The following is a 12630-nucleotide window of genomic DNA, read 5'->3' on the forward strand; positions in this document are numbered from 1 at the left end:
GGGGGCCCGATCGTTCACCGGCGGGAGGACCACGCGTACCACGAGCGGCGCGTAGTCCTGAGCCCGCTGCTCAAGGACGCGTCCGGCCGAGCTGCCGCCGGGAGGTCACATCCAGCTTTCGGAACACCTTGCGCAGGTGGTAGTCGACCGTGTTGGCGCTGATGAACAGCCGGGCGGCGATCTCGGCGTTGGTGGCACCGTCCCCCGCGAGCCGGGCGATGGCCCGTTCCTGCGGGGTCAGCGGGTTCGCGGCCCCGGCCCGTGCCGGACCGACCCGCTCTCCCGTGGCCTCCAGTTCCCGGGCGGCGCGTGCCGCGTAGGCCGTTGCGCGCATTTCCCGGAACAGGCCCAGGGCGGCCCGCAGTTGCTCCCGCGCGTCCTTGCGGCGCTTTCGCCGGCGCAGCCACTCCCCGTAGAGGAGGTGCGCGACGGCGAGGTCCGCTTCGGTGCCGGCGCCGGACAGCAGGTCGACGGCCCGGCGGTACGGCGGCTCGGCGCCGTCCGCCGGGGCGAGCAGCGCCCGGGAGCGCGCCAGCACACCCAGCGCCCAGGGGGTGCCGGCTGCCGTGGCGCGGTCCGTGAGCGTGCGCAGGGTCGTGGTGGCCAGTGCCCGGTCACCGCTGCGGACGCCCACCTCGATCACGGACGGCAGGAGACGGGAGTGCAGGCCGAGCACGTCTTGCCTGATCAGCTCGTGCGCGACGGGCACGGCCCTGGCGTAGTCGCCGCTGCCGAGCGCCAGGACCACCGCGCCGCTCTGCGCGAGCGACTCCATCGCGCCGTTGCCGAGGGCGCCGGCCGTGCTCAGCGACCGGCGCAGCTCGTCGTCGACCGCGTCGTCGGCGTGCCAGGCGAGCAGCTCCGGATTCCGGCAGATCCGCGCTTGCGCGGCGCTCAGGCCCATCGCCCCGCGGATCTGCTGGTTCTCGGCCACCAGGCTGTCGGCAGCGGCGAGGTGGCCGAGTGTGGTCTCGGCCATGGCGGCGCACAGCAGGATGCAGTCGAGGTGCCACAGGGCTCCGGTGCGGCGGGCGACGGAGTCGGCGCGCCGGAGCAGTCGGCTGCGGGCCTCGTGGTCCCACACGAGTGTGGAGTACCAGACTCCCAACTGGTAGCCGCGCAGGACCACTTCGTCCGGGGTGTCGGGGGCCAACAGCGCGTCGAGGGCCTTGTGCAGGTAGGGAACGGCCTGCTCGTAGCCGTCCGAGGCGAGGACGGCGAATCCGTGCAAGAGGTGGTCGAGCGGCGTCTCGGCGCCGGAGGCCGGGGCACGCGTCAGTATCGCTTTCGCGACGTCGGCGACCGTCGTCGCCGGTGCCCGGTGCCGAGCGGTAAGCGTGTACTGGGCCGCTCGCAGCAGGGCCTCGCGGGTCAGCTCGGGAGCCCGGGTTCCGAAGGCCGCCGACGCGGACAGGCTCAGGGCCGCCGCCCTGGCATGCGCGTCGGATGCGCCCAGGCCGTTGAGGGCGCCGGCGCGCACGAGGAGGGCGCGGCCCTGGGCCACGCTGTCCAGCAGGCCGATGTCGACGGTGTCCAGCAGTACCTTCGTCTGGAGCGGCGCTCCGGCGGTGAAGGCGGCCTCGGCCGCGGCGAGCAGTCTCCCGGCGCGGGCGCCGTCCTGCGGGGTCAGCTCGGCCGCCCGGGTCAGGAAGGTGGCACGGGCCGCGTGACCGCCGCGCGCACCCGCCAGGTCGGCCGCCCGCTCCACCTGGTCGGCGACGGCGGCGTCCGGTCCGGGTGCGGCCGCGGCGCGGTGCCAGGCACGCCGGTCGCTGTCGTCCGGGCGGTCGGTCACCTCGGCGAGCGCGTGGTGGGCCCGGCGCCGGTCGACGCTGGTGGCGCCCGCGTACACCGCTGAACGCACCAGCGGGTGGCGGAACTCGACGCCGGTGCGCAGCAGTACGAGCCGCGCGGCCTCTGCCGGTCCGGAGGCGTCCGGGCCGATGCCGAGCAGCGCGGCGGCCGCCGCGATGTACTCCGGGCTGCCGGCCGGCTCGGCCGCGGCGAGCAGCAGCCAGGTGCGGGTCGGGGCGGGCAGCCCGCTCACCTGGCGCAGGTAGTGATCCTCCAGTCCGCTGCCCGCGGGGAGTGGCTCGGGGAGCGCGGACACGCCGGAGAGCTGTCCTTCGGACAGTTCGCGGCCGAGGTCGGTCAGTGCCAGCGGGTTGCCGCCGGTCTCCGCCACGATCCGCAGCCCGACCCTGGTGTCCAGCGGCCCGGCGACCACCGAACGCAGGAGTTCCAGGGCGTCCGGATCCGCCAGGCCGGTGACCTCGGTGACCGGCAGGCCCGCCGGGGTGTCGGCCCCGGTGCGGGCGGCGAGGACGAGACCGACGCTCTCGGCGTGCAGTCGGCGCCCGACGAACACGAGTACGTCGAAGGAGTCCCTGTCCAGCCATTGGAGGTCGTCGACGCAGGCCAGCAGCGCGCGCTGCTTCGCGGCCTCCGCCAGCACCGTGAGGACGGCGAGCCCCACGAGGAACCGGTCCGCGGGCGGCCCGTCGGCCAGTCCGCAGGCCACCCGCAGCGCCTGATGCTGGGCCGGCGGCAGTATCCCGGGGTGTTTGAGGTCGTCGAGGAACGGCACGAGCAGCCGCTGAAGCGCCGCGAACGCGAAGCCCGCTTCCGCCTCCACGCCCGCCACCCGCAGCACCCGCAGATCGGCGGCCTCGCCTGCCACGTGGGCGAGCAGCGCGGTCTTGCCGATACCGGCGTCGCCTCGCAGCACCACGACGCCGCTCAACCCCTGGCGCAGATCGACGAGGAGGCGATCGAGTTGTCCGTGCTCTCGGGCCCTGCCTGTCAGACGCATCAGACGCACTCGTAACACCCTCACCGTAGGAAGCCGTTATGGAGCGTTTTGTGAAAGGCAGCATCGCATGGGCGGACGGCTCCGTCTGCCCTGTGCGTGCGGAGGCCCGGCGTCCGTGCGCCACGGCACACCATGGGGCGCGCACCACCGCTGTTGGTACGCTCAACGGCGCCACTTCCAGCTCAACCGCCTCTGCCCATACCGCAGTTGGGAGAACGATGCGCACACGTCCGGGACACAGACGACTCGCGGCCCTCGGGGTCGCCCTGTTGACCGCGGTCACCGGCACCGCCTCGGTGTCGTCCGCCGCGGCCGACCGTGACACACACCCGCGCGGCGGTGGCTTGTCCGCCACCATCCGCTACACCGAGTACGGGATCCCGCACATCGTCGCCAAGGACTCCGCGAACCTCGGGTTCGGCACGGGGTGGGCGCAGGCCGCCGACCAGGTGTGCACGCTCGCCGACGGGTTCGTGACGCTGCGCGGCGAGCGTTCGCGCGTCTTCGGTCCCGACGCGGCGCCGGACGGCTCACTGTCGTCGGCGACCAGGAACCTCTCAAGTGACCTGTATTTCAAGGGCGTTCGCGAGACGCACACGGTCGAGAAGCTGCTCGCCGTACGCGCGCCCGCGGGCCCGAGCCGCGACGTCAAGGACGCCATGCGCGGCTGGGCCGCCGGGTACAACGCGTGGCTGAAGCAGAACAGGATCACCGACCCGGCGTGCAAGGGCGCGGACTGGGTGAAGCCGGTGACCCCGCTCGACGTGGCGACGCGCGGCTTCGCGATCTCGGTGCTCGGCGGGCAGGGACGCGGGATCGAGGGCATCACGGCCGCACAGCCGCCGACCACCGGCGCCGTGCAGACGCAGCCGGACAAGGCCGATGTCGCGCACGCCGCCCGTGAGTTGTTCGCGCAGGACGACTCCGACATGGGCTCGAACGCGGTGGCGTTCAGCGGCGCGGTGACGGCGAACAAGCGGGGGCTGCTGCTCGGCAACCCGCACTACCCGTGGCAGGGCGGCCGCCGCTTCTGGCAGTCGCAGCAGACGATCCCCGGTGAACTGAACGTGATGGGCGGTTCGCTGCTGGGCACCACAGGCATCTCCATCGGCCACAACGCGCACGTCGCGTGGAGCCACACGGTCGCGACGGGCGTCACGCTCAACCTCCACCAGCTGACCCTCGACCCGTCCGACCCGACGACGTACGTCGTCGACGGGAAGAAGCAGAAGATGACCAAGCGGTCCGTGACCGTTCCCGTGAAGGGCGGCCCGGACGTCACCCGCACCCAGTGGTGGACCCGTTACGGGCCGATCGTCACCAACCTCGGCGCCCAGCTCCCGCTCCCCTGGACCGCGACGACGGCCTACGCCCTGGGCGACCCGAACGCGGTCAACCTGCGCGCCTCCGACACGGCGCTCGGCTTCAGCAAGGCCCGCTCGACCGCCGACGTCCTCGCGTCGCTGCGCCGCACGCAGGGTCTGCCGTGGGTGAACACGATCGCCGCGGACTCCTCGGGCCACTCGCTGTTCACGCAGTCGCAGGTGTTGCCGCGGATCACCGACGAGCTGGCGGAACGCTGCTCCACGCCGCTGGGCAAGGCGACGTATCCGGCCTCGGGCGTCGCGATCCTGGACGGCGCGAAGAGCGACTGCGGGCTCGGCAGGGACAAGGACGCCGTGCAGCCGGGAATCTTCGGCCCGTCGAAGATGCCGGTGCTCAAGGACGCCCCGTACGCGGAGAACTCCAACGACAGCGCCTGGCTCGCCAACGCGGACAAGCCGATCAGCGGCTACGAGCGGGTCTTCGGGAACGTCGGTACGCAGCGCTCGATGCGGACCCGGGGCGCTGTCGAGGACGTCGCGGGGATGGCGGACAAGGGCGGCCTGAAGGTCGCGGACCTTCAAAAGCAGCAGTTCGCGAACCGGGTGCCCGCCGCCGATCTGACGGCCGCCGACACCGCGAAGGCGTGCGCGGCCCTGCCTGGCGGTTCCGCAACGGGCAGCGACGGCACGGCGGTTGATGTCTCGAAGGCCTGCGGCGTGATCGCCGCGTGGGACCGCACCATGAACACCGACAGCCGGGGCGCCCTGCTCTTCGACCGGTTCTGGCGGAAGCTGACGGCGGCGGTGCCGGCGGCCCAGCTGTGGAAGGTGCCGTTCTCGGCGGCGGATCCGGTGCGTACGCCGAACACACTGAACACGCAGGCACCCGGTTTCGCCACGGCGCTCGCCGACGCGGTCGCCGAACTGAAGGCCGCGAGCATCCCGTTGGACGCCAGGCTCGGCGACCACCAGTTCGTGACGCGCGGCGACGACCGCGTCCCGGTGCACGGCGGCACGGAGTCTCTCGGCGTGTGGAACAAGGCCGAGCCGGTGTGGAACGCCGCGGGCGGCGGCTACACCGACGTCACGACCGGATCGAGCTACATCCAGGCGGTCGGCTGGGACGGCGGGCGCTGCCCGGTGGCGCGCACCCTCCTCACGTACTCCCAGTCGTCGAACCCGAATTCGCCGCACTACAGCGACCAGACCCACCTCTTCGCGAAGAAGAAGTGGGTCACGGAGCGCTTCTGTGAGAAGGACATCCTCACGTCGCCCGCGCTGAAGGTGGTGCGGGTGCGCGACTGACGTGCGACAAGCGCGGGCCGGGGTGGTCTCAGACCACCCTGGTCCGTCCCTCCCAGTACGGGTCCCGCAGGCGGCGCTTGTAGAGCTTGCCATTGGGGTCACGGGGCATCGTCTCGATGAAGTCGACGCTCTTGGGCCGCTTGTAGCCCGCGAGTTGAGTCTCGCAGTGAGTGAGGATCTCGGCCGCCAGGGCGTCCCCGGCCTCCCGGCCCTCCGCGACCTCGACGACCGCCTTGACCTCCTCGCCCCAGTCGTCGTGCGGGATGCCGAACGCGGCGGCGTCGGCGACGGCCGGGTGGGTGAGCAGCGCGGACTCGATCTCGGCGGGGTAGATGTTGACGCCACCCGAGATGATCATGTCGATCTTGCGGTCGCGCAGGAAGAGATAGCCGTCCTCGTCGAGCACGCCGAGGTCACCGACGGTGAAGAAGTCGCCGATGCGGTTCTTCTTCGTCTTGCCCTCGTCCTTGTGGTACGAGAATCCGCCGGTGTTCATCTTCAGGTAGACGGTGCCGAGTTCACCGGCAGGCAGCTTCTTGCCGTCGTCGTCGTGGATCGCCAACTCGCTGATGGGCCAGGGCTTTCCGACGGTTCCCGGCTTCTTCAGCCAGTCCTCGGCCGTCGCGAACGCGCCGCCGCCCTCGCTGGCCGCGTAGTACTCCTCCACGCACATCCCCCACCAGTCGATCATGGCTCGTTTGACGTGGTCGGGGCAGGGCGCGGCGCCGTGGATCGCGTGCCGCATGGACGTGACGTCGTAAGCGTCCTTGACCTCCTGCGGGAGCGCGAGCAGGCGGTGGAACTGGGTCGGCACCATGTGCGTGTGCGTGCACTGGTGGGTGTCGATGAGGCGGAGCATCTCCTCGGGTGTCCACTTGTCCATCAGGACGAGCGTGTGCCCGATGTGCAGGGAGGCTCCCGCGAACTGGAGGACCGCCGTGTGGTAGAGCGGCGAGCACACCAGGTGGACGTTGTCGTCGTACGGCTTGACGCCGAAGATGGCGAGGAATCCGCCGAGGTACGACTCCTCGGGGAGCTTGCCGGACAGCGGGCGGCGGATGCCGCGGGGGCGGCCCGTGGTGCCGGACGTGTAGTTCATGACCCAGCCGAGGGTGCGGTCGGACGGCGCCGACTCGCTCTGACCGTCGAGGAGTTCGGCGTACGGGCGGAAGCTCGCGACCTCTCCGACCGCGTACCGGTGGCTGTCGGGCAGGCCCGCCTCGTCGGCGGCGGACCTGGCCGCGTCGGCGAAGCGCTCGTGCGTGATCAGGACCTTGGCGCCGGAGTCGGAGACGATCCAGGCGATCTCCGGTCCTACGAGGTGGTGGTTGACGGGCACGAGGTAGAAGCCGGCCTGCGAGGCGGCGAGGTAGGCGGTGAAGAACTCGACGCTGTTGGGGAGGACGACGGCGAAGGCGTCGCCGCGCCGAAGGCCTGCCGCGCGCAGACCGTGGACCATCTTGTTGGCGGCGGCGTGCAGGCGGCCCGCCGTCCAGGGTTCGCCGTCCGGGGCGATGAGGATCGTGCGGTCGGGCTCGGCGGCGGCCTGCGCCCAGAAGCCGTTGGGGGCGGACTGTTCGGGCATGATGCGTCCCTTCTGCGTAGGGGTGTTCAAGGCGGCTTCCTGTCAGCGGATCGCTGTGGGGCTCCGGGCGGATGACCGGTGGCTGGTCGAGCGGCTCCCCACCCCCTCGGAGGCTGCGAAGCGGCGCACATGGGCGCCCTCCTCGGGCGCGGAGAGCCGCACGACCGGCCACCGGCCAAACCGACGATCGCCGGGAGAGCCCGGGCGAGCACGCGCTCCACAGGCCCTCGGGCGGCTTCATGCCCGGCTCGTCACCCCCGCCCCGCGATCTTGTTGATGCGGTCGATCGCCTTCTCGAAGCCGCGCGTCAGGTCGTCGAAGACCGCCTGGACACTGCGTTCCTCGTTCATCCGCCCGACGATCTGCCCCACGGGCGTGCCGAGCAGGGGCTCCACCTCGTACTTCTGGATCCGGGACACGGCCTCGGCGACGAGCAGGCCCTGCAGGGGCATCGGCAGGGTGCCGGGGCCCTCCGGGTCGTCCCACGCGTCCGTCCACTCGGTGCGCAGCTGGCGCGCGGGCTTCCCGGTCAGCGCGCGCGAGCGCACCGTGTCGCCGGAGCCCGCGGCGAGCAGCTTGCGGGTGACGGCGGGCGAGTGCATGTCGGCCTCCGTGGTCGTCAGCCACACCGAGCCCAGCCACACCCCCTGCGCGCCGAGCGCGAGCGCGGCCGCGACCTGCTGGCCGCTGCCGATGCCGCCCGCGGCCAGGACCGGCAGCGGGTCGACGACCTCCACGGCCTCCGGGGTGAGCACCATGGAGGCGATCTCACCGGTGTGCCCTCCGGCCTCGTAGCCCTGCGCGACGACGACGTCGATGCCCGCGTCCGCGTGCTTACGGGCGTGCCGGGCGCTGCCCGCGAGCGCGGCGACGAGGACGTCGTGTTCGTGGGCGCGGGCGATGACGTCGGCGGGCGGCGATCCGAGTGCGTTGGCGAGGAGTTTGATCGGGTAGTCGAAGGCGACGTCGAGTTGGCTGCGGGCGACCTGCTCCATCCAGCCGGTGATGCGCCAGCCGGACGCCTCGCCCTCGGCGAGTTCCGGGACGCCGTACTTGGCGAGGGTCTCCTGGACGAACTGCCGGTGCTCCGGCGGGATCATCGCCTCGATGTCGGCCTCGGTGACGCCTTCCACCTTCTTGGCGGGCATGACGACGTCGAGGCCGTAGGGCCGGCCGTCCACATGTCCGTCGAGCCAGTCGAGGTCGCGTTTGAGTTCGTCGGGTGCCGCGTAGCGGACCGCACCGAGCACGCCGAAGCCTCCGGCCCTGCTGATGGCCGCGGCCACCGCAGGGAACGGCGTGAAGCCGAAGACGGCGTGCTCGATCCCCAGTTTCTTGCTCAGTTCCGTCTGCATGCGCGCAGGATGCCGCAGCGCGGCGGACGACGGAAGGGGTTTCCTGATGCAGCGTCAGATTCTTCACCGGCCGGTCATGCCGCACGGGTGTTGACACGAGGTGGCGCTGACAGAGAAGTTTCATCCGAATCGGTAGATCCCGAAAGAATTTTTCAGAAGGGCCTCGTCCATGAGCGGAGCACCCGAAGCAGCGGACAGACCACACAGAGGCGCCACGGGCCCCGGCCTGAGCCGGCGACAGTTCGGCGCGGCGGGCCTCGCGCTGGGCGGCGCCCTGGCCCTCGCCCCGTTCCCCGCGGGCCCCGCGGCGGCCGCCGCCGAGGCCTCGGCGGCCCGGCCGATCCTGCGGCGCGGCTCCCCCGAGCGCGCGGGCCTGCTCGCGGGCCATCTGCGCCAACTCGTCGCCGACGCGGAGAAGTTCCTCGGAACGTTTCCCGGAGGCCCCAAGCACCCCTGGTACGCGGGGGCGGTGCTGCTCGCGGGCCGCGGCGGCACGGTCGCGCTGCACCAGCCGATCGGCAAGGCGGTGCGCTACTCCCACTACGACGACGCCACCGACACGGGCGTGGAGTTCCCCGCGGACCAGCAGATCGACATGGCCGACGACACCGTCTTCGACCTCGCCTCGATCTCCAAGCTGTTCACGTCGATCCTGGCGGTGCAGGAGGTGGAGCGCGGCGCGCTGGAACTGGAGGCGAAGGTCGTCACGTACCTGCCCGAGTTCACCGGCGGCGGCAAGCAGGACGTCACGGTCCGTCAGCTCCTCACGCACACCTCCGGGTTCAGGCCCTTCCTCGCCTTCTACAAGGAATCGGAGCACGACGCGCAGCTCGCCCTCCTGTGGAAGGAGGCGCTGCTCAATCCCGCCGGGACCACGTATCTGTACTCGGACCTCAACCTCATCACGCTCCAGCTCGTCGTCGAGAAGCTCACCGGCAAGCGCCTGGACGTGCTGCTGTCCGAGCGGATCACGGGGCCGCTCGGCATGACCCGCACCCGCTACAACCCGCCCGCCTCCTGGAAGCCCAAGGTCGCGGCGACCGAGGACGCCCGCGCGCCGTGGTCGGGCCTGGACCGGGGCCTGGTGTGGGGCGAGGTGCACGACGAGAACGCGTTCGCGTTCGGCGGCGTCGCGGGCCACGCGGGCGTCTTCTCCTGCGCCTGGGACATGGCGGTGCTCGGCCGCACGCTGCTCAACGGCGGGACCTACGGCAAGGCCAGGATCCTGTCCCAGAAGTCCGTGGACCTGATGTTCACCAACTTCAACACGGACTTCCCCGGCGACGAGCACGGCCTCGGCTTCGAGCTCTACCAGCACTGGTACATGGGCGCGATGGCGACGCCGCGCACGGCGGGCCACACCGGGTTCACGGGCACCTCGCTCGTGCTCGACCCGACGACCGACTCGTTCCTCATCGTCCTCGGCAACTCCGTGCACCCTGTGCGCAGTTGGCGGTCCGGTTCCGCTCCCCGGGTCGCCGCGGGCAACAACATGGCGCGTGCGGTCGCGGTCCGGCCCAAGCACGGCCGCACCGCCTGGTTCTCGGGGATGGCGAGCGCCACGTCGGCGACGCTCACGCTCCCCGATCTGCGTCTCGCATCCGACAAGGCCCGACTCGCCTGTGACCTGTGGTGGGACACGGAGCCGCACTCGGACTTCCTGTTCCTGGAGACGTCGACGGACGGCGGCAAGAACTGGAAGCCGCTGCCGTTCACCACGGGCCGCTCCGACGCCCACCCGTCGGGCGCGGTCGACGGCTACGCCGACCGCACCTGGCACCGCCTCACCGCCGACCTGGGGCCCTTCGCCACGACGCCGCTGCGCCTCCGCTGGCGCTACGCGACGGACCAGCTGTACGTCGGCCGGGGCGCCTACGTCGACGGAATCCGCGTCCTCGACGGCGACGAGGTGGCGTTCGACGAGGTGCGCCCGGCGGACGTGTCCCGCATCGAGGCGAAGGGGTGGACGGCCTCCCGCGACTAGGGCCTGTCTGACGGATCAGGCTGGATCCGGGTGGCCGCCATGTGCGGTGCCGACAAGCGGGGTCTGGTGGGTGCAGCTGCAAGGCGGAGGAGGGCGCCAACGCGGAGCGTTGGCAACCGACGACAACGCCGCAGATGCGCGTGCCAGGGCCCGCGACTCCAGCAAGATCCGTCAGAAGGGCCCTAGCGTCTACGCGCGTGCGGGTGGGGGTCAGTGGCCGAGCGCCGCCATCGCGGCGTTGTGCCCCGGGATGCCGCTGACCCCGCCGCCGCGCACGGCGCCCGCGCCGCACAGCAGGACGTTCGCGTGGCCGGTCTCCACACCCCAACGGCCGGTGCTTTGCGAGGCGTACGGGAACGAGAGCTCCCGGTGGAAGATGTTGCCGCCGGGCAGTCGCAGGTCCCGCTCCAGGTCGAGCGGGGTCTTCGCCTCGATGCAGGGTCGGCCCTCTGCGTCGAGCGCGAGGCAGTCCTCGATGGGTTCGGCGAGGTGGGTGTCGAGCTGGGCGAGCGTGGCCTTGAGCAGGTCTGCGCGGGCCGTGTCGTTGTCGGCGGCGAAGAGCCGGGCCGGGGTGTGCAGGCCGAAGAGGGTGAGTGTCTGGTAGCCGCGTTCGACCAGCTCCGGGGCGAGGATCGTCGGGTCGGTCAGCGAGTGGCAGTAGATCTCGGAGGGCGGCGCGCTCGGCAGGGCGCCCGCGGCGGCCTCGGCGTGCGCGGTCGCCAACTGGGCGTACCCTTCCGCGACATGGAAGGTTCCGGCGAACGCCTCGCGCGGGTCGACGGAGGTGTCCTTCAAGCGCGGCAGCCGCTTCAGCAGCATGTTGACCTTGAGCTGGGCGCCCTCCGCGGGGCTCGGCGGGGTGTCGCCGGTGAGCCGGGCGAGGTCCTGCGGTGAGGCGTTGACGAGGACGTTGCGGGCGGCGACGGTTCCCTCGGAGTCGGCCGTCCGGTACGTGACTTCGGCCTCGGCGCCGTCCGTCTCGATCCGGGTCACCTCGTGCCCGGTGACCAGGTCCGCGCCGGCCGAGCGGGCCGCGGCGGCGAGCGCGTCGGTGAGGGCGCCCATACCGCCGACGGGGACGTCCCAGTCGCCCGTGCCGTTGCCGATCACGTGGTAGAGGAAGCAGCGGTTCTGGGCCAGGGACGCGTCGTGGGCGTCGGCGAAGGTACCGATCAGGGCGTCGGTGAGGACGACGCCGCGCACCAGGTCGTCGCTGAAGTGCTCCTCGATGCCGACGCCGATGGGGTCCTCGAACAGCAGCCGCCAGGCGTCCTCGTCGCCGACCCGCTCGCGCAACGCGCCCCTTGCGGGGAGCGGCTCGGTCAGCGTCGGGAAGACCCGTTCGGCGACGCGCCGGGTCGTCTCGTAGAAGCGGGTCCACGCCTCGAACTCCCGCTCACCGCCGGTGAGTTCGCGGAACGCGGCACGGGTGCGCTCCTCCCCGCCGCCGACGAGCAGTCCCGTCGGCCGCCCGTCGCGGACGGTCGGGGTGTACGAGGAGACATCACGGGTCGCGGTCGCGAAGCGCAGCCCCAGGTCGGCCACGATCTTCTTGGGCAGCAGGCTGACGAGGTACGAGTAGCGGGAGAGCCGGGCGTCGACGCCGGGGAACGGCCGGGTGGAGACGGCGGCGCCGCCGGTGCTGCCGAGGCGTTCGACGACGGCGACGGACTGTCCTGCGCGGGCCAGATAGGCGGCGGCCACCAAGCCGTTGTGGCCGCCGCCGACGATGACCGTGTCGTAGCGGGAACGGAGATCATGTACGGACATGCCCCTTGGTAACACGCGCCGCACACGGCAAACCAGAGCGCAGGCCCACGCTCACGCACCGGACGCGCCCCGTTGGCGCGACGCGAGGCGGGCGGTAGCCACCAGGCCGATACGACCGCCACCGACGACAACCGAGCCGCAACGGACACGGACACCGCGCACGGGCATACCCCTAGGAAACACGCGCCGCACACGCCCCGTTGACGCCGCACCGCCCCCTTCGCGAAATGGGCGACAACCACCAAGCCGCTACCACCGCCACCGACGACAACCGAGCCGCAACGGACACAGACACCACGCACGGGCATACCCCTAGGAAACACGCGCCGCACACGGCAAACCAGAGCGCAGGCCCACACTCACACGCCGGACGCACCCCATTGCCGCAACGCGAAGTGGGCGACAACCACCAGACCATTACCACCGCCACCGACGACAACCGACCCGCAACGGACGCGGAGATCACGTACGGGCATGCCCCTAGAAGACACGCG

Annotated in this window: 6 protein-coding genes; 2 read left to right on the forward strand and 4 right to left on the reverse strand. The window is 71.7% G+C overall.

The window, feature by feature from the left end; genetic code table 11:
- Positions 1-70: 70 nt before the first annotated feature.
- On the reverse strand, positions 71-2812 hold the full coding sequence (locus tag ACFYWS_RS01215; RefSeq protein ID WP_389268184.1) for a LuxR C-terminal-related transcriptional regulator: 2742 nt from the start codon (positions 2810-2812) through the stop codon (positions 71-73).
- Positions 2813-3030: 218 nt separating this feature from the next.
- Between ACFYWS_RS01215 and ACFYWS_RS01220 the strand changes: the two genes are divergently transcribed.
- Positions 3031-5442, forward strand: a complete 2412-nt coding sequence (locus tag ACFYWS_RS01220) for a penicillin acylase family protein (protein WP_389268186.1) — start codon at positions 3031-3033, stop codon at positions 5440-5442.
- Positions 5443-5470: 28 nt separating this feature from the next.
- On the opposite strand, the gene ACFYWS_RS01225 is transcribed toward ACFYWS_RS01220, so the two are convergent.
- Both ACFYWS_RS01225 and ACFYWS_RS01230 read right to left on the reverse strand, forming a co-directional pair.
- Positions 5471-7027 (reverse strand): acyl-CoA synthetase, encoded by a 1557-nt coding sequence (locus ACFYWS_RS01225; RefSeq protein ID WP_389268188.1) that lies wholly within the window; start codon positions 7025-7027, stop codon positions 5471-5473.
- A 251-nt stretch (positions 7028-7278) separates the two neighbouring features.
- Positions 7279-8382, reverse strand: coding sequence for an NAD(P)H-dependent flavin oxidoreductase (locus ACFYWS_RS01230; protein WP_389268190.1), 1104 nt, complete (start codon positions 8380-8382; stop codon positions 7279-7281).
- Positions 8383-8551: 169 nt separating this feature from the next.
- On the opposite strand from ACFYWS_RS01230, the gene ACFYWS_RS01235 reads away from it, so the two are divergent.
- Positions 8552-10366, forward strand: a complete 1815-nt coding sequence (locus ACFYWS_RS01235; protein ID WP_389268192.1) for a serine hydrolase — start codon at positions 8552-8554, stop codon at positions 10364-10366.
- 210 nt (positions 10367-10576) lie between these two features.
- On the opposite strand, the gene ACFYWS_RS01240 is transcribed toward ACFYWS_RS01235, so the two are convergent.
- Entirely contained in the window at positions 10577-12136 is a 1560-nt protein-coding gene (locus ACFYWS_RS01240) for a phytoene desaturase family protein (protein WP_389268194.1), read from the reverse strand.
- Positions 12137-12630 lie beyond the last annotated feature (494 nt).

Source organism: Streptomyces sp. NPDC002795, from assembly GCF_042888725.1.
Lineage (GTDB): Bacteria > Actinomycetota > Actinomycetes > Streptomycetales > Streptomycetaceae > Streptomyces.

Coding starts and splice junctions, on each gene's coding strand:
- ACFYWS_RS01215 (WP_389268184.1), bottom strand. CDS start 2,812: ATGCGTCTGACAGGCAGGGCCCGAGAGCACGGACAACTCGATCGCCTC.
- ACFYWS_RS01220 (WP_389268186.1), top strand. CDS start 3,031: ATGCGCACACGTCCGGGACACAGACGACTCGCGGCCCTCGGGGTCGCC.
- ACFYWS_RS01225 (WP_389268188.1), bottom strand. CDS start 7,027: ATGCCCGAACAGTCCGCCCCCAACGGCTTCTGGGCGCAGGCCGCCGCC.
- ACFYWS_RS01230 (WP_389268190.1), bottom strand. CDS start 8,382: ATGCAGACGGAACTGAGCAAGAAACTGGGGATCGAGCACGCCGTCTTC.
- ACFYWS_RS01235 (WP_389268192.1), top strand. CDS start 8,552: ATGAGCGGAGCACCCGAAGCAGCGGACAGACCACACAGAGGCGCCACG.
- ACFYWS_RS01240 (WP_389268194.1), bottom strand. CDS start 12,136: ATGTCCGTACATGATCTCCGTTCCCGCTACGACACGGTCATCGTCGGC.